Source organism: Actinacidiphila sp. bgisy144 (genome assembly GCF_057708105.1).
This window is the reverse complement of record NZ_JBYIRM010000055.1, coordinates 20,445-36,492: the sequence shown is the minus strand read 5'-3', so window position 1 is coordinate 36,492 and position 16,048 is coordinate 20,445. Positions and strand designations below refer to the sequence as shown.

At 70.3% G+C, this 16,048-nt stretch carries 13 protein-coding genes and 4 pseudogenes; 4 read left to right on the top strand and 13 right to left on the bottom strand.

Going from position 1 to position 16,048, the window contains the following annotated elements; translation table 11 throughout:
- Nucleotides 1-180: 180 nt before the first annotated feature.
- The 4 genes and pseudogenes from AC3EVP_RS35710 to AC3EVP_RS35695 form a co-directional block, all read right to left on the bottom strand.
- Nucleotides 181-333, bottom strand: a pseudogene (locus tag AC3EVP_RS35710) (glycosyltransferase family 2 protein); the annotation flags it as partial.
- Nucleotides 320-1,144, bottom strand: a complete 825-nt coding sequence (locus AC3EVP_RS35705) for a DeoR/GlpR family DNA-binding transcription regulator (RefSeq protein WP_435137632.1) — start codon at nt 1,142-1,144, stop codon at nt 320-322. The gene AC3EVP_RS35705 and the pseudogene AC3EVP_RS35710, both read right to left, overlap by 14 nt.
- 77 nt (nt 1,145-1,221) lie before the next feature.
- Nucleotides 1,222-2,577, bottom strand: a complete 1,356-nt coding sequence (locus AC3EVP_RS35700) for a GntT/GntP/DsdX family permease (RefSeq protein ID WP_335984200.1) — start codon at nt 2,575-2,577, stop codon at nt 1,222-1,224.
- Nucleotides 2,574-4,073 carry a homoserine dehydrogenase gene (locus AC3EVP_RS35695; protein WP_335984199.1) on the bottom strand — a complete coding sequence of 500 codons (1,500 nt, stop codon included), beginning with the start codon at nt 4,071-4,073 and terminating at the stop codon, nt 2,574-2,576. Before AC3EVP_RS35695 ends, AC3EVP_RS35700 begins: the two co-directional genes overlap by 4 nt.
- A gap of 218 nt (nt 4,074-4,291) precedes the next feature.
- Between AC3EVP_RS35695 and otnK the strand changes: the two genes are divergently transcribed.
- Together otnK and AC3EVP_RS35685 are read left to right on the top strand one after the other, a co-directional pair.
- Complete coding sequence (gene otnK, locus AC3EVP_RS35690; RefSeq protein ID WP_435137628.1) at nt 4,292-5,668, top strand: 3-oxo-tetronate kinase; 1,377 nt, start codon at nt 4,292-4,294, stop codon at nt 5,666-5,668.
- Nucleotides 5,665-6,309: a class II aldolase/adducin family protein gene (locus AC3EVP_RS35685; RefSeq protein ID WP_435137625.1), complete on the top strand. Its 645-nt coding sequence runs from the start codon at nt 5,665-5,667 to the stop codon at nt 6,307-6,309. The genes otnK and AC3EVP_RS35685 overlap by 4 nt, the downstream gene beginning before the upstream one ends.
- A 75-nt stretch (nt 6,310-6,384) precedes the next feature.
- Here the strand turns inward: AC3EVP_RS35685 and AC3EVP_RS35680 are convergent, their stop codons facing one another.
- From AC3EVP_RS35680 to AC3EVP_RS35655, 6 genes and pseudogenes are all read right to left on the bottom strand, one after another.
- Nucleotides 6,385-7,146, bottom strand: a complete 762-nt coding sequence (locus AC3EVP_RS35680; protein ID WP_435137622.1) for a sugar O-acetyltransferase — start codon at nt 7,144-7,146, stop codon at nt 6,385-6,387.
- A 287-nt stretch (nt 7,147-7,433) separates the two neighbouring features.
- On the bottom strand, nt 7,434-7,976 hold the full coding sequence (locus tag AC3EVP_RS35675; RefSeq protein WP_435137619.1) for a hypothetical protein: 543 nt from the start codon (nt 7,974-7,976) through the stop codon (nt 7,434-7,436).
- A 262-nt stretch (nt 7,977-8,238) separates the two neighbouring features.
- Entirely contained in the window at nt 8,239-8,595 is a 357-nt protein-coding gene (locus tag AC3EVP_RS35670; protein ID WP_435137616.1) for a hypothetical protein, read from the bottom strand.
- A gap of 19 nt (nt 8,596-8,614) precedes the next feature.
- A pseudogene (locus AC3EVP_RS35665) lies at nt 8,615-9,406 on the bottom strand (NsdA family TPR-like regulatory protein); the annotation flags it as partial.
- A gap of 3 nt (nt 9,407-9,409) precedes the next feature.
- A pseudogene (locus tag AC3EVP_RS35660) lies at nt 9,410-10,057 on the bottom strand (IS256 family transposase); the annotation flags it as partial.
- A 90-nt stretch (nt 10,058-10,147) separates the two neighbouring features.
- Entirely contained in the window at nt 10,148-10,912 is a 765-nt protein-coding gene (locus AC3EVP_RS35655) for an IS5 family transposase (RefSeq protein WP_435137613.1), read from the bottom strand.
- 223 nt (nt 10,913-11,135) lie between these two features.
- Between AC3EVP_RS35655 and AC3EVP_RS35650 the strand changes: the two genes are divergently transcribed.
- Nucleotides 11,136-12,536, top strand: coding sequence for a CBS domain-containing anti-phage protein (locus AC3EVP_RS35650; RefSeq protein WP_435137610.1), 1,401 nt, complete (start codon nt 11,136-11,138; stop codon nt 12,534-12,536).
- Nucleotides 12,537-12,566: 30 nt separating this feature from the next.
- Here AC3EVP_RS35650 and AC3EVP_RS35645 read toward each other — a convergent pair whose 3' ends face one another.
- Both AC3EVP_RS35645 and AC3EVP_RS35640 read right to left on the bottom strand, forming a co-directional pair.
- Complete coding sequence (locus AC3EVP_RS35645) at nt 12,567-13,148, bottom strand: DUF4240 domain-containing protein (protein ID WP_435137607.1); 582 nt, start codon at nt 13,146-13,148, stop codon at nt 12,567-12,569.
- 74 nt (nt 13,149-13,222) lie between these two features.
- Nucleotides 13,223-14,543: pseudogene (locus AC3EVP_RS35640) on the bottom strand (IS256 family transposase).
- A 75-nt stretch (nt 14,544-14,618) separates the two neighbouring features.
- On the opposite strand from AC3EVP_RS35640, the gene AC3EVP_RS35635 reads away from it, so the two are divergent.
- Nucleotides 14,619-15,188, top strand: a complete 570-nt coding sequence (locus AC3EVP_RS35635; RefSeq protein ID WP_435137604.1) for a DUF5753 domain-containing protein — start codon at nt 14,619-14,621, stop codon at nt 15,186-15,188.
- Nucleotides 15,189-15,195: 7 nt separating this feature from the next.
- Here the strand turns inward: AC3EVP_RS35635 and AC3EVP_RS35630 are convergent, their stop codons facing one another.
- A complete protein-coding gene (locus tag AC3EVP_RS35630; RefSeq protein ID WP_435137601.1) occupies nt 15,196-15,912 on the bottom strand; it encodes a hypothetical protein in 717 nt (238 codons plus the stop codon).
- Nucleotides 15,913-16,048: the final 136 nt, after the last annotated feature.

Below are 16,048 nucleotides of genomic sequence, written 5' to 3'. Positions count from 1 at the left end.
ATGGCGGCGAGGTCGGCGGCACTGAGGCCGTCGTCGAAGGCCGAGGGCACCGGCGAGGCGCCGACGGCGACCGCGCCATTGTGCGTTGCATCACTCACAGTTGACACTTTCGTCCTCAATGTGCGCGCCCGGGTGCAGGGGGTTCCCGGACTGCGCCTGATGCTCTCAGATCCGAGCTTCTCATGTGATCGCGGGTCGGCCCAGCCGGATCAACCGCCACACCGTACGCCAGCGCATCGGGCGCCGCCGACAGCACGAAGTGACCCGACCCTCCCGGCAGCCGCCGGACCACGCGAGCAACGCGGTGCGCCGCCCCGGGTCAGGCGGCCGGCGGCCCGGCCGGCGCGGGTCCGGCGGGGACCAGCCGCAGGTCGGTGCCGGCGGCGCGGATGCCCTCGGCCGCCGGCGCGGCGAGCCCGTCGTCGGTGATCACCAGGTCGAAGGCGCTCAGCGGCGCCACCTTGTACATGCCGAACGTGCCGTACTTCGACGCCCCGGTGACCAGCACCGACTGGGCCGCGCCCGCCATCGCGGCACGCTTGACCTCGATCTTGCTCTCCGACGGCGTGGTCACCCCCCGCAGCAGGTCCCAGGAGCTGGCGCTGACGAACGCGATGTCGAAGGCGAGCTGGCGCACCGTGGCGGCGGCGAGCGGCCCGACGCTGGAGCGGTTGTCGGGCTCGACCCGGCCGCCGACGTGCACGGTGTCGATGTGCCGGGCCTGGCACAGCTGCTCGACGGCGTGGAAGTCGTTGGTCACCACGGTCAGCGCGCGGTGCTCGACCAGCGCGGGGATCATCGCGTGCATGGTGGTCCCCGCGTCGAGGTAGACGGTCATGCCCTCGGCGACCAGCGCGGCGGCCTCCTGGGCCATCGCGTGCTTCTGCGGCTGCTCGACCAGCGCCTTGGCGGTGAAGCCGGGTTCGGAGCGCACCCCGCTGGCGATCCGCACCCCGCCGGGCACGGAGTAGACCAGCCCCTGCTGCTCCAGCTCCGTGATGTCCCGGCGGACGGTCATGTGCGAGACCCCGAACAGCTGGGTGATCTGCTGGACGCTGAGCACGCCTTCCCGGCGCAGGTGCTTCAGCAGCGCCTCCCGGCGCTGGTCGGGGATGAGCGGCACGCCGTCCGTCGAGGGCTTCAACCCGGTTCCTCCGTCCCGTTGTCCGTTTCCCGCTTGCCGCTTCCGTGCTCCGTCTCCGTTGCCGGGGGGCTCGCGGTTCAGCTGACCACCGTACTGAGCAGCAGGATGCCACCCAGACTCAGCAGCGACTGCAACGACAGCATCAGCGTCCAGGTGCGGAAGGTCTGCCCCACGCTGAGCTGGTAGTACTCCTTGAACAGCCAGAACCCGGAGTCGTTGACGTGCGAGAGCATCACCGAGCCGGACGCGGTGGCCAGCACCAGCAGCTCCGGCGAGAGCCCTGGGTAGGCGCCCATCAGCGGGCCGACGATGCCGGCCGCGGTGACGGTGGCCACGGTGGCCGAGCCGAGGCAGATCCGCAGCAGCGCCGCGACGCCCCAGGCCAGGATGAGCGGGGAGATCGACCAGTGCACCGCGTGGGTGGAGATCACCTTGCCGACGCCGGTGGCGGTGAGCATCTCGCTCAGGGCGCCGCCCGCGCCCAGGATCAGGATGATCATGCCGGCCGGGCCCAGGCCCTTGGCGGCCATCTTCTGGATCTGCCCCAGGTCGAAGCCGGTGCGGGTGCCGAGCGCGAGGTAGGCGAAGACCACGGCCACGGCGAGCGAGAGCACCGGGTTGTCGCAGAACTCGAAGAAGGTGTGCTCCCAGGAGCCGTCCGCGGCCTGGCTCTTGCCCAGGGTGCCGATGAGCATCAGCACCGCGGGCAGCAGGACCGTGGCCATCGCCGCGGTGAGCGACACGGTGCGGCCCTGCCGGGCCGGCTCGATGCGCTCCTCCGGCGCCGGCCCCTTGTCGAGGTCGGGCGCGGGCCCGAACCAGCGGCTGGCCACCCGGGTGAGCAGCGGGCCGTTGATCACCGCGATCGGGATGCCGATGATCAGGCCGTAGAGCAGGGTGAGCCCGGTGTTGGCGTGGTAGGCGCCGATCGCCGCGGTCGGGGAGGGGTGCGGGGGCAGCAGGCCGTGCGAGATGTACAGGCCGGCGGCCATCGGCAGGCCGACGTAGAGCAGGTGGCTGCCGGTGCGCCGGGCGGTGGCGTACACCAGCGGCACCAGCATCACGAAGCTGACGTCGAAGATGTGCGGCATGCCGATGAGCAGCGCGGCGCCGGTCATCGCGAACGGCACCCACTTGATCGGGCGGGCGCCGATGAAGGCGGTGGCGATCCGGTCGGCGCCGCCGGAGCCGAGCAGGATGCCGCCGAGGACGGTGCCCAGGCCGATGATCGGGCCGACGTCGCTGAGCGCGTCGCCGAAGCCGCTCTCGAAGTGGTCCACGGTCGCGTTCGGGCCGATGCCGTTGGCGAAGCCCAGCCCGAGGGCGGCGGCGCTCAGCGCGAGGAACGGGTGCAGCTTGGCCTTGGTGATCAGCACCACCAGGACCACGACGGCGACCGCGGCGAGGACTATGTGCTGGACGTCGGAGCTCATGACCGCCCCCGCCCGCCGCTGCGGTGCGCTCCGGCGGTGGCCGGCAGGCTGTTCGCGGGGGCGGTCTCGGCGGCGGGGCCGGGGTCTGTGTCGGGGTCGGGGTCTGTGTCGGGGTCGGGGTCTGCGTCGGGGTCGGCGCCCGCCTGCCAGGCGCGGGCCAGCGCGTCGTCGTACCCGGTGAGGTCGGCCAGGCGCAGCAGTTCGCCCGCCGCGACCGGCCGGGCCAGCCGGGCGCCCGCGGCCAGGTAGAGGGGTGCGACGTCGGACGGGGTGTCCTCGTCGCGCAGCAGGACGGCGTGCACGCCTTCCACGTCGTGGTGGTGGCCGCCCATCCGCAGCCCGGTGCCGGCGGGCAGGTCGTGCCGGGCGCGGCCGGCCAGGACCGCGCTGCGCCCGGGGCGCGCGCTGCCGTGGGTACGGCCGGCCGCGGCGGCCCGCAGGGTGTTCGGTGCCTCGACGCCCATGAGGTGGTAGGGCAGGTAGATCGCCGCGTAGCGGCCGTCGCGGCTGACCACGTGGCCCTTGCCCGCCAGGAGCTGCCAGGTCACGGGGTCGTGGGTGCGCACCACGACGAACACGCCGCCGGCGAAGGACGCCTCGCCCGGCAGCCGCAGCGCGCTGAAGACGTCGACGGCGCCGGGCCGGCGCAGCACGCCGCCGTGCTCGCGCAGGGCGTAGACGTCGGCGAGTTCGGCGGGGCGGGCGACCGGGTAGTGCAGGCGCTCGGTGTCGGGGCGGAAGCCGGTGTGGGCGGCGACCACGGCCATCTCGCAGTAGTCGGCGGTGGCGCCGACGGGCAGCGCGGCGACCGCCGCGGCGCGCGCTTCGAGGGTGGCGCGCACGTCGTCGCCGAGGGTGAGCAGGCCGGTCAGCGCGGGGGCGGGCACGGTGGTGTCGAGTTGGGTGACGGTGCCGGTCGCCGGGTCGAGGACGAGGTCGTACTCGCTGGACTTGCCGATGGCGACGACGTCGAGCCCGAGGTCGCGCGCCCAGGCGGTCAGGCCGACGAGGTTCGCGGGCTGGTCGCCCTCGACGGGGGTGTAGACCAGCCCGCGGCGGGCCGCCTCGCGGGCGAGGTGCGGTCCGGCGACGGAGTCCACCTCCTTGCTGACCATCGCCACGTGGCGGCCGGCGGCCAGGGCCGCCTCCGCCATCGCCAGACCGTGCACCGGGCTGCCGGTCGCCTCGGCCAGGACGTCCCAGCCGGCGGCCTGGAGGGCGGTGGCGTCCGCGGTGACCGCGATCCGGCCGTCGGCCGCGGCCCGCGCGACGGACTCGGCGTCCGGGCAGGTCACGAGGTCGTCGGCGGCGTAGCCGAGCGCCACGCACACGGCGTGGACCTGCTCGACGTCCAGGTCGCACAGCACGACCGGCTGGAGCCACGGGATCAGCAGGCTCTGGGCGAGGAGGGTACGGGCGAAGCCGCCTCCCGCACCCGACAGCGCGTAGCGGACCGGGCCGCTGCCGTTGTCCGCGGACTCGTCGCGCATGTTCATGGCGGTCCTATCGGGATGAATGCCGGTCCGCAGGGACCGGGTGGGGCTGGTGTCGGGTTGCTCGTGAGGCGCGGGACGGCCCGGCGGTGTCGGCGCGGGAGCTGTCGGGCGCTCATGAATTAACACAAACTAAACACGGCTTCACGCCACGGTCAAGCATGTTAACATTTTTTCACAACAGACGGCCGGTGCCGTCACACGGCAGCACAGGAGGACCGATGCCATCTCTCGGGGCAATCGCCGACGACTTCACAGGGGCGACGGATCTCGCCACGATGCTGGTCACCCGCGGGTTCCGGACCGTGGTGGCGGTCGGCGTCCCCGGCATCCCCGGCATCCCCGATGTGCGTGACGGCGCGGCGGCCGGCGACGCGTCCTGGGCGGACGCCGACGCCGTCGTGGTCGCCCTGAAGTCCCGTACGGCGCCGGTGGCCGAGGCCGTCGGCGACTCGGTCGCGGCGCTGCGGGCGCTGCGCGCGGCGGGCTGCACCCGCTTCTACTTCAAGTACTGCTCCACCTTCGACTCCACGCCCCGCGGCAACATCGGCCCGGTCGCCGACGCCCTGCTCGACGAGCTCGGCCAGGACGCCACCGTCGTCGTGCCCTCCTTCCCGGCCACCGGCCGCACCGTCTACCGCTCCCGGCTCTTCGTCCACGACGACCTGCTCGACGAGAGCCCCATGCGCGACCACCCGCTGACCCCGATGCGCGACGCGCACCTGGGCCGGCTGCTGGCCCCGCAGACCCGCCGGACCGTCGGCCGCGTGCGCCACGAGGCCGTACGCGGCGGGGCCGACGCCGTACGGGCGGCGCTGCGGGACCCGGCCGCCGGCGACCTGGCGGTGGTGGACGCGACCACCGACGACGACCTGCGCGCCATCGCCGCCGCGACCGCGCACCTGCCGCTGGTCACCGGCGCGGCCGGGCTGGCGCTCGGCATGACCGGGCCGCGCGACGGCCTGGCCGCCGCCCGCGCGTCGAGCACGGGCCGCGGCCCCGCCGCGGTGCTGTCCGGCAGCGCCTCGGCGACGACCCGCGCCCAGGTCCGGCACGCCCGCGCGGTGCTGCCCTCCCGCGCCCTGGACATCACGGCTCTGCGGACGGACCTCGACGGCGCCGTGTCCGACCTGGTCGGCTTCGTCCGGGGTGCGTGGCGGGCGAACCCCGAACTGCCGCCGATGATCTACGCCACCGACGACCAGACCACCGTACCCGAGTCCGGCATGTCGGATTCGGGGCCTGTGGATACCGGCGGTAGGAGCCCCGGCGGTACGGTTCCCGGCGCTCCCGGGGTGAGCGGGCCCGGCTCCGGCGACGCGGTGCTGGTGGAGACCGCGCTGGCCCGGTGCGCCGCCGCCCTCGTCGCTGCCGGCGCCCGGCACCTGCTGGTGGCCGGCGGGGAGACCTCGGGCGCCGTGGTCACCGCGATCGGCGCGCGCACCCTGCGGGTCGGCGCGCCCATCGCGCCCGGCGTCGCCTGGACGCACACCGAGGCGCGGCTCGACGGCGGCCGGCACCCGGTCGACCTGGCACTGAAGTCCGGGAACTTCGGGGCCACCGACATGTTCACCACGGCGTGGGGAGAGCTGGCGTGAGGACGCCCGAGACCGATCTCGTCCAGGCGGGCGCGAAGCTCCAGTCGCTCGGGTTCAGCCCGGGCGCCAGCGGCAACATCAGCGTCCGCGACGGCGACCGGGTGCTGATCACGCCCACCGGGTACGGCCTGGGCGGCCTCGACCCGGACCGGCTGAGCGTGGTGGACCTGGCCGGCCGCCACGTCTCGGGGCCGCGGCCGTCCAAGGAGTTCCCGCTGCACACCGCGTTCTACCGGCGCGACCCCACCGCCGGGGCCGTGGTCCACCTGCACTCCCGGCACGCCGCCGCCGTCAGCTGCCGGCCCGGCTGGAGCGAGCACAGCGCGATACCCCCGCTCACGCCGTACTTCGTCATGCGCGTCGGCCAGACCCCGCTGATCCCCTACGCCGCCCCCGGCGACCCCGGGCAGGCCGCCGGCCTCGAAGCCCTCCCGTTCCCCTTCCGCGCGGCCCTCCTCGCCAACCACGGCCCCGTCGTCGCCGGCGCCGACCTGGCCGCCGCCGTCGACGCGGCCACCGAACTGGAAGAGGTCTGCGCCCTGCTGCTCCTCCTCGGCGAGAGCGGGCAGCGCCTGCTGACCGCCCCCGACATCGAGGAACTCACCACTCGCTACGGCTCGTTCTGGGACCTCGACACCTGACGACACGTCAGGAAACTGCTTTTCACCCGTGCGGGTTCTCGTGCGGTCGACGGCCCGTGCGCTCCTCCCGGGGTATTACTGACGCTGCGTCAGATCCGCGTCCGTGATGGGCCGGACGATGCGGCAGGGCGCGCCGAAGGCGACCACCATCGGCGGGATGTCATGGGTGACGACGCTGCCCGCGCCGATCACCGAGCCGTATCCGATCGTCACGCCCGGCAGCACCACCACATTGCTGCCGATCCACACCTTGTCCCCGATCGCCACCGGCTCGGAGAAGCGGTTGTAGTCCACGCGCAGCTCCGGGTGGACGGGGTGGCCGGTGGTGGTGATCGTGGTGTTCGGGGCGATCATCACGCCGTTGCCGATGCGGATCTCCACGTCGTCGATCAGGGAGAGGTTGAAGTTGCCGTAGAAGTCGTCCCCGATGTGCACGTTGCTGCCGTACGCGGCCTGGAAGACGGGCGCGATGAAGCTGCGCTTGCCGATCGAGCCGAGGATGCGGCCGAGCAGGTCGGCGCGGAGCTCCGCCTCGGCGGGGGCGGTCTGGTTGTACTCGTGCAGCAGGCCCGCGCGGCGGCCGCCCTGGAGGAAGCCGGCGTCGGACTCGTTGTAGAGCAGGCCGTGGGTGATCCGGTCTCTGGCCTCCGCGTGCGCGTCCGTGTCCGCGTCTGTCTGCGTGTCCGCGGTCGGGCCCGCGGGCGCGGCCCCCGGCACGTCGGGCTGTCCGACCGTACGGTCGCGCGCACGGTCGTCCTCGAGCTGTGCCATCCGTTCCTCCATCAGCGTCTCCTGGTCCTGGCCGCCGCGGCCGGGCGCCCGTACCAGGGTCGGCACCGGCCGGGTCCCGCACAACCACCTTCGGCCTGCGGACTTCCTTCGAGTGGCGGATGGGCCTGCCGGTGGCGCAACGGCGCGGTGATCGGCCTTGCCGCCGCCGCGCATCCTTCAGCGGCTGGTGGCCGTCAAGTTCGTCACCGGGGTCGCCGAGTACCCGAACGCGGCCCGGCGGTTCGCCTGCGCGGCCCGGACGCTCGCGGCGCTGAACCACGGCAGCATCCGGCAACGCCTTCGGCACCCTGGCCTACATGGCGCCCGAGCAGCGCGACGGCCGCGTCGAACGTCTACGCGCTGGTGCTGGTGCTGGTGCCGGTCGAGAAGCTCAGCGGTCGACGGGCATCGGCGGCCCAACTCGCCGGCCCCGCACGGCAGTCGCTGCCCGCCCACCTGGTGCCGCTGCTCACCCGGATGACGTCGCCGCTCCCCCAGGACCGGCCGTCGGCCGCCGAGTGCGCACGGGAGTTGCGGGCGCCCGCGCCGGAGCCGACGCTCGTGGTGGCGGAAGGGCCCGTGGTGGACGGGCCGCACGCCCCTACGATCCCGGCGCCCGGGCCGAGGCCGGGGGCGGGCACCGGCAGCGCGCCGCAGCCGCGTCGTACGGGGCTCGGCGCCGCGGGGGCGCTGCTGGCGCTGTACGCCGTCTCCTGCTTCCTGCGGGCGTACTCCGCTGGGGGCGACGGCCAGTCCGTGTGGAGCGTGCGGTGGGGCACCCTCGTCTGCTTCGCGCAGCCGCTGGTCAAGGCCACCGGCCACGACTTCGCCACCTGGGACGCGCTCCCCTGCGGCGCCGTCGCGTCGGTGCTCGCCTTCTTCGGCCTGCTGGCCACGCTGCTGTCCCTGGCGGGCCTCCTACCCGGCGCGGGGCCTTTGCCGCGCCGGACCGGCTACGCGGGCGCGGCCGTCGCCGTCATCGCGCCGGCCTGGCAGGCGACGCTCGAGCCGCCCTGGTACACCCCCCACTTCGCCATGTCGACGTCCGCCGGCATGTGGTTCTTCTACGCCGTCACGGCCCTGCCCATCGCGGAGTTCGTCCGCCGCGACCTCTGCGGGGCCGGTGGGCGGCCGCCCGCCCGTAGCGCAGCGGCGCCCTTACGGGCGCTGCTCGATCGCCTCGAAGATGTCAGCGTTGGTTTCCCGCTGCCAGGCGGGTTGGTCGTCCCAGTCGGCCACGTAGGAGGGCTTCGGGTCGGGGAAGTGCTTGTGGATCTGGGCGATCCAGCACAGGGAGACGAAGCGCCCCTTCTGCTCCCGGCTGAGCTTGGCGGCGCTGCCGGCGCTGACGGTGAGGAAGTCCTCCACCTGGCCGTAGACCGCGGAGGCCGCGTCGCGCTCCCACTCGGGGGTCTCCTCCCAGGGCGCGACGTATCCGGGCTTCGGCTCACCTGGATAGTGCGTGTTCACACCCTTGATCCAGGCTTCTCGGAAGGCCCGGCCCTGATCGGTCATCGTGATTCCTCCAGTGCGCTCATACGGCGGTCAGTGACGAGATGCGTTCGCTGAAGTCCGAGACCCGCTTGTCGGCCCGGAAAGGCGCGAGGTATCCGCGCAGCCCTTCGAGTTTCTTGCCGATGTAACCGGACGAGGTGCGTTCGGCCAACTCGACGGCCGCTGTTCCGTAGGACAGCAGGCGGTCGACGTCATGGCGCCGGGCACCGATCATCGCGAGATCGGTAAGTACGCTTCCCTGGCGCCGCAGCGTGAGCTTGCTGGCGAGGGCATCGGTGAGTGCCGTCTCGGCGAGGTCCAGGCGGCCCAGCCGCACATAGCAACTGCCCCGCTCCTCGTCGAGGCGCGAGCCGTCGAACCGTAGCCAACCGCCAGGGCAGGGATGGTCGAGGCGGTGCACTTCCTGCGCGGTGTCCAGCGCGCGATTGCAGGCGTTCAGGTCGCCCAGGCCGGCGTGGACCTGGGCCTGGACCGCGGCCACCCAGTGGCGGGTGGACAGTTGGCTGTCGCCGTTCCTGGCGAGTTCCTCGGCTGCCTGGAGCAGGGGGGAGGTCTGCTGGAAGCGCTTCTCGTAGACGCCGATGAAGGCGTGCCGGGTGAGCGCGGCTGCCCACAGGTCGGCGTTTCCCGCTTCCTTGCTCGCGCTTGCGGCCAGCGCGTAGCACTCCGCGGCCTGGGTGTAACGATTCCCGTCGAAGGAGATTTCGCCGGCGAGCTGGTAAAGGTCGGCGGCTTCGGCGCACAGCTGCTGGTGGCGGGCTGAAGAGTGCGGGCGGCCGAGCGTGTACGCCAGGTCCGACAACTGGTCACGCGCCCGGTTTTTCAGCTCGGTGAAAACCTGCAGCCAGTACTTCGCGCCCTCGCCGCCGTCGCTGGCCCAGATGCCCAAGATGTCCCGGGTGCCCTCGACGGTGACGGCCACGACAACGTAGACGGGCCGGTTGGCGACCTTCCCGTCCCTGATCTTGACGTTGATAGCGTCCACGAACAAAACAGGATAGACGCGGTCGAGCGGCCGGTTCTGCCATTCGGCCATGCCGTCTATCACCTGGTCGGTGATGGCGGAGATGGTCTGCTTGGAGACCTCGGCGCCGTAGATCTCGGCCAGGTGCGCGGAGATCTCCCCGTGGGCGAGGCCCTTCGCGGACAGCGACAGCACCGTCTCGTCCACGCCCGCCAGCCGACGCTGCCGCTTCTTGACGATCTGCGGCTCGAGGCTGCCCTCCACATCCCGGGGCACCTTGGCCTCGACCGGACCGACATCCGTCAGCACGGTCTTCGCCGGGGTGCCGTTGCGGCTGTTGCCGCTGTTCCGGCCTGCTGCATCGTGCTTGTCATAGCCGAGGTGATCGGTGATCTCGATTTCCAGGGCGGACTCCAGCACCCGCTTGGTCAACTGCTGCAGCAGCCCGCCGGCACCGGTCAGCGGCGTGCCCTCACTCCGAGCCCGCTCGACCAGCATCGCGATCAACTGCTCGCCCGACCTGGCCACACCAGCCAGCTCAGGAACGGACTCCGGCTCGATCGTCATCTCACTGAGCGTTTTCCATCCTCAGTCTGAGCTGGCCAGATACAGGCAGAGGACGGCTTGGACGAGGCCGGTAACGCGGTTGGTCGAGCAACGGATCTTGCGGAGGAGTCGCCAGGACTTGAGTGTGGCGACGGCCCGCTCGACCAGGGCCCGGATCTTCGCGTGGGACCGGTTGACGGCCTTCTGGCCTGCGGAAAGCTTCTCCCATCGGCCCCAGTACGGGACACGGACCGTACCCGCGGCACCTCGGTAGCCCTTGTCGGCCCAGCAGGCGACGCCGGCCTTTGCAAGAGCGGCGATGATGCCGTGTTCACGGGCGGCCCGGACATCGTGGACGGCTCCGGGCAGAGCCGGTGACGCCCACAGCAGCCGGCCGGACGGATCGGCCAGGACCTGCACATTCATCCCGTGCTTCTTGTGCTTGCCGGAGTAGAAGGGGCGGTCCGCGGCGATGCGATCGATCGGCAACAGGGTGCCGTCCAGCAGCACGAACGCCTTCGTCGATGCCGTCCGGGCCGCTTCCGCGAGAGTCGGGGCGAGCGTGGCCAGGAGCTCGACGGCTTCGGCAACGTACCGGTAGGCCGTCGTGGTCCCGATGCCGAAACCGGCTGCGAGCTGGGCGTACGGATGGCCGTTGCGAAGGTAGGCGAGGGTGAGCAGAGCTTGCCGCCCCGGGCTCAGACGCCTCCACCGAGTGCCGAGCTCCCGGCGGTGCTGGCAGAGCCTGGCGGACAAGAAGCGAAGGGCAGAGCTGGACATGTCGACGCCCGACGGGTAGACAAGCACACGAAGCCCCTGGTGGAGACGGATTTCTTGGTCGAAAACCCATCTACCAGGGGCTTCACCTGTCTGCCAGCCCAACTGACGTGCTCAGCTGCCAGGTTGGAAAGGGCTCACTCACTTGGCGTCTCCGTGATCAACAGATTCGCCGTTTATTGGACACTCCCCTGCGCTGAGGCTCTACGATGACCAGGGCAGACGTTGCGCCGGGGCGGAGGGGACAAGCGCGATGACAGGTCTTGCAGGCGATGCTGATTCGAGCGGCGCCCCGGCGAGAGCCTCGTACCTGCTCGAGGGGCGGCGCGTCAGCATCGCGGACCTCGTGAAGGCCGAGCTTCTAGAGGTGGGAGCGCAGCTCACCTTTGAGCGACCTCGCATCGGCGAAACACATGCTGCACGCGTAACAGACGACTCCATGATTGAGTTGGTCGACGGACAGCAATTCAAATCCCCCTCCAGTGCAGCTATAGCAGCAGTGGGCAGCGGCTCCTTCGACGGTTGGCATGCCTGGGCGCTGGACGATGACACGACACTGGATGCGCTTCGTCAGCAGCTTCTCGACTCGGTTGCCGCGCAGGCATCGAATGAGGTTGCTGTGCAACCCTCCACCGCTCGCCACGAGAAGCTGAAGAAGGCAAGAGAGGAAGCAGAGAAGGGGAATCCCCTCACCCTCACGGTTCGAGACCTCCTCGGTTGGTGGGGTGCTGAGCGGCGAGGTTACCTGATCAGCCAACAGGTAGTCGCCGAGCTGGACAATCACAGCCTGTCGACTGTGCCCGACTTCGAGGCGGTGAACCTCGATGCTCATGTCAATCTGGTGATCGCTCCGACGGACGCAGACAGTGAGCAGGAATCCGAGAAGGGCACCGTGACGGTGAGCTCCGCTGCTTCCTCTGAAAGTGAAGAAACCCATGTTATCGGCCTGACGGTAGGCAACTTGCCTTCGGCGCTTTCGGGGGTCGTGGCGGTCTCTCCGTCGGCGACCTTCGAGGGAGCCATCACGGAGATGGCCGTCAATGGCTATTCGCAACTCGCTGTTCTGGCTGGAACACACAACCTCCGAGGCGCTGTTACATGGGAGTCGATCGCTCGCGCGAGGCATGCAGACCCAAGCGCACCCTTCTCAAAAGCCATCATCAAAGCACGCGACGTCACATATGACCAGCATTTGATCGATGTCCTGCCCCTGCTTGCAGACTTTGACTTTGTGCTGGTCAGGGATCAAACGAACGCCATCGCTGGTATTGTCACGTCCAATGACGTTGCTGCGGCATACGGAACCATGGCTACGCCATTCTTCCTCATCGGGGAGCTTGATCAAAGGCTTCGGAGGATCCTCTCCGATGCCTTCAATGTTGAGTATGTCGCAAATCTATGTTCGCCAGATGGAGACCGTGACATAGGTTCCTTCGACGATCTGTCCATCGGGGACTACCAGCGCATCCTCCAGAACAAGGGAGCATGGGAGGCTCTCGGATGGCCCCTCGACAGGAAGGTGTTCGTGAGGCGGATTGACGAGCTGCGCGAGATCCGTAACGACCTGATGCACTTCAATCCCGATCCCATTCCGGAAGATGCCGTGCATAAGATCCGCCACATGATCGCGCTACTGCGAGAGTACGGCGACTGACTGAAGAGTTGGACCATGAGTACGCCCCCGTCACACCATTTCAGTGGTGGGGAACAGCGCACTGAGCCGTGGCAGACGACGTGCGGTCTCCCCGTCGCGGTTCGCGTCCCACCGTTCGCCAACTGGCTCTCGCGGGTCGAGGCCCTCAACGTGGAGGGCCTCCATGGCGTCATGGAAGTCGTCATCCGTCTTTCCAGTCGCGTCCTCGAACGCACGCCCCGCGACATAGTCCAGCTCCTCCCACTCGGGCCACTCCTCGTGCGACCAGGCTCTTGGCGATCGGCCGGCAAGCCGCTTAATCTCCGGCGCGTTGGCGAGCGCGTCGGGATCCCGCGCCGCTCGCTCGAACATGTCGCGGCCCAACCCGACCAGCCAGAGCCGGAAGTAGAAGAAGCTGTCGTCGGAGCACCAGCCCAGGATTCGGTCTGCTGCTGCCCACAGATCCCAGGTGAACGATGGCACCAGAGCGCGGTCCAGGCTTACCTGGAACTGCACGATCTCCGCCTCGGGCTGTCCTGACAGGTGACCACGTAGCCAAGACAGCCGCTCATCCGGGTACTGGGTCTGCTCTCTGCAGCGGTCGATCATGTTCCAGAAGGTCTCGTCATCCACAGCCGCACTATCGCAGGCCGGGCTGACATCCCTACGGTGGGTCTGTCAAACGAACGGTGTATGGGTGGGTGGGGTTACTGGCGGGCTGCGGAGAGTCGGCCGTCGAAGGTGATGTCGAAGGCATTCAGTGCGGTCTTCCAGCGCATGGTCCAGCGGGCCTGGCCCTTGCCCGTGGGGTCGAGTGACATGATCGCCATGTAGACGCACTTCAACGCGGCCTGCTCGTTCGGGATGTGCCCGCGGGCCTTGACCGCCCGGCGGATACGGGCGTTGACCGACTCGATCGCGTTCGTCGTGCAGACGATGCGGCGGATCTCGGTGTCGAACCGCAGGAACGGGGTGAACTCTCCCCCAGACTTCGTCCGGGGGTGCCCTCACCCAGGCGTTCTCCCACAGTTTCACGATCGCCGGATACTTCCGGCCCCAGGCGTCCGCGAACTCCGTGAACCGCTCCAAAGCAGCTTCCCCGGTCGGCGCGGTGTAGGCGGGCTAGAGGAGCTTGGCGATCTTGTCCCAGTCCTGGCGGGCGGCATAGCGGAAGGAGTTCCGCAGCAGGTGGACCGCACACGTCTGCACGATCGCCCGCGGCCAGACCGTCTCCACCGACTCGGGCAGGCCCTTGAGTCCGTCACAGACCAGCATCAGCACATCGCTCACGCCGCGGTTCTTGATCTCGGTGAGGATGTGCAGCCAGTGCTTGGCACCCTCACCGCCATCACCGGCCCACAGCCTCAAGATCTCCCGCCGGCCCTCCGTGGTCACGGCCAGAGCCACGTAGATGGGCCGGTTGGCCACCGCACCATCGCGGATCTTCACATGGATGGCATCGATGAACACGACGGGACAGACCGGGTCGAGGGGACGGCTCTGCCATTCGGCCATGCTCTCCAGCACCTTGTCGGCGATGGTGGAGATGGTCTGCCGGGAGACCTCGGCGCCATAGACCTCGGCCGGGTGCGCCTGCCCCTCTCCGGTGGTCAGGCCCTTCGCGGCCAGCGAGATGACCATCTCATCGACGCCAGTCAGGCGCTTCTGCCGCTTCTTGACGATCTTCGGCTCGAACGAGCCGTCCCGGTCACGGGGCACGGTTATCTCCACCGGACCGACATCGGTCAGCACGGTCTTGGAGCGTGTGCCGTTACGGGAGCTGCCACCGTTCTTGCCGGCCGGGTCGTGCTTGTCATAGCCGAGGTGGTCAGCGATCTCGCCCTCCAGAGCGGACTCCAGCAGCCGCTCGGTCAGCTGCTGCAGCAGCCCGCCCTCGCCGGTCAGCTGCAGACCCTCCGCCTGGGCCCGGCCCACCAACTCGTCGATCAACTGGTCGTCTACGGCCCTCGCCGACGCAGCCTTCGTGGGCGCGGAGGCCTCGGACTCGGACACGTTCTCACTGGTCATCGATGCATCTTCCATGATCGGGAGTTACACCGAACGTCTTACAGTCCCACACACGACCGGCAGCTGAACGGGGACATGGGGCCGTTCGAGGCCAAGGCGGCCAACATCCTGGAGTACGCCCCCGGCGCCCTCCCGGATCTGCTCCAGACCGGCGCCTACACGAGGGAACTGCTGCACCTGGCGCAGCTCAGCGATGAGCAGGTGGACCAGCAGATCGCGGCCCTGGCCGACCGGCAGTTGCGTCTGATCGGCGCGCAGGTGCGCTACCGGGTGTTGATCGACGAGGCGGTGCTGCGCCGTAAGGCGCGGGATGAGAAGACGTGGACCGCGCAGGCGGAGCACCTGATCGAGGCGGCGCAGTGGCCGGGCGTGGTGGTGCATGTGGTGCCGTCGGACGCCGGCCCGCATCACGTGCGCTGCCCGGTGGAGTTGGCCTACCTCCACGACGGGGGCGCGGTGGCTTTCATGCAGGGCGGCTGGCGCGGCTACCTGACCTCCGACCCGGAGGACGTCGAGTCGCTGCGGGGCACATTGGACGCACTGCGGGACATCGCGTTGTCCCCGGCGGCGTCGCTGGTGTTCCTGCGCACCCTGCTGGAGGAGCACACCGAGGGCGGCGGGTCGGCGAAGGACGTGGAAGCGTGAGGAGCGCTCAGTTGTCGGAGGGGGGATCGCCGGAGAGGACGTCCTGGGTGCGGGCGGCCTGGAGGTTCGCGAAGGTCAGGAGGCTCTCGGCAGCCGTGCTGCCCTGTTCGAGGGAGACCTCGGCGACGACCGTGCCGACCCGGTAGATGACGACCTCGTCGGTGCCGCCGTCCGCGGTGCGGGTCAGGTACTGGGAGGCGTTCCCGACCGGGGACCCGCCGTGCTTGACCTCGCCCGCACCGCCCGCGGCGGCCTCGGCGTACGCGGCGAGGGCGTGCCGCTTGCTGTCGTACGTCTGGACCTCGGAGTAGGCGTGCGCGCCGCCGGCGTCCTCGTACGCGCCGGACGCGCGGAACTTCGCGCCGTCGCAGGGCTCGAAGCTACAGTCGTCGTCGCTGGCGACCGCCGTGGACACGAAGTCGCCGCGGTCCGCGGACCAGCCGTCGGGGAGCCTCGCGGTGAGCGGGACGATCGACTTGGCCTGGGCGAGGGTGCGCACCACGGTGTCCGGGTCGGCCTTCCGGATCGGGGCGGACGTGGTCAGGCTCGGCACCGGCACGGCCGAGGAGGAGGGCGACGACGCGGAGGGCGTCGTCCCCGAACTCGTCTGCTGGGCGGTCGACTTCGACTGGTCCTTCGGGTGCGGGTGGCCTCCGCACCCGGTCAGCGCGGCCATTGCGAGCAGCGCGGCCAGCGCGGCTCCTGCGACGCGTACGTCCTTCACCGTGGCATCCCCGTTCCATAGGCGGCAGCACTCGTTCTGACGTCCCTGGCCGGTACGGCGGTTGCGCGGGCCCGGCGCCGCGTTCGGGTGCGGTGCCGGGGCCGTGTTCCGGTGCGGGGCTTCGACGGCGGAAGGT

Coding starts and splice junctions, on each gene's coding strand:
- AC3EVP_RS35700 (WP_335984200.1), bottom strand. CDS start 2,577: ATGAGCTCCGACGTCCAGCACATAGTCCTCGCCGCGGTCGCCGTCGTG.
- AC3EVP_RS35695 (WP_335984199.1), bottom strand. CDS start 4,073: ATGAACATGCGCGACGAGTCCGCGGACAACGGCAGCGGCCCGGTCCGC.
- otnK (WP_435137628.1), top strand. CDS start 4,292: ATGCCATCTCTCGGGGCAATCGCCGACGACTTCACAGGGGCGACGGAT.
- AC3EVP_RS35670 (WP_435137616.1), bottom strand. CDS start 8,595: ATGACCGATCAGGGCCGGGCCTTCCGAGAAGCCTGGATCAAGGGTGTG.
- AC3EVP_RS35650 (WP_435137610.1), top strand. CDS start 11,136: ATGACAGGTCTTGCAGGCGATGCTGATTCGAGCGGCGCCCCGGCGAGA.
- AC3EVP_RS35635 (WP_435137604.1), top strand. CDS start 14,619: ATGGGGCCGTTCGAGGCCAAGGCGGCCAACATCCTGGAGTACGCCCCC.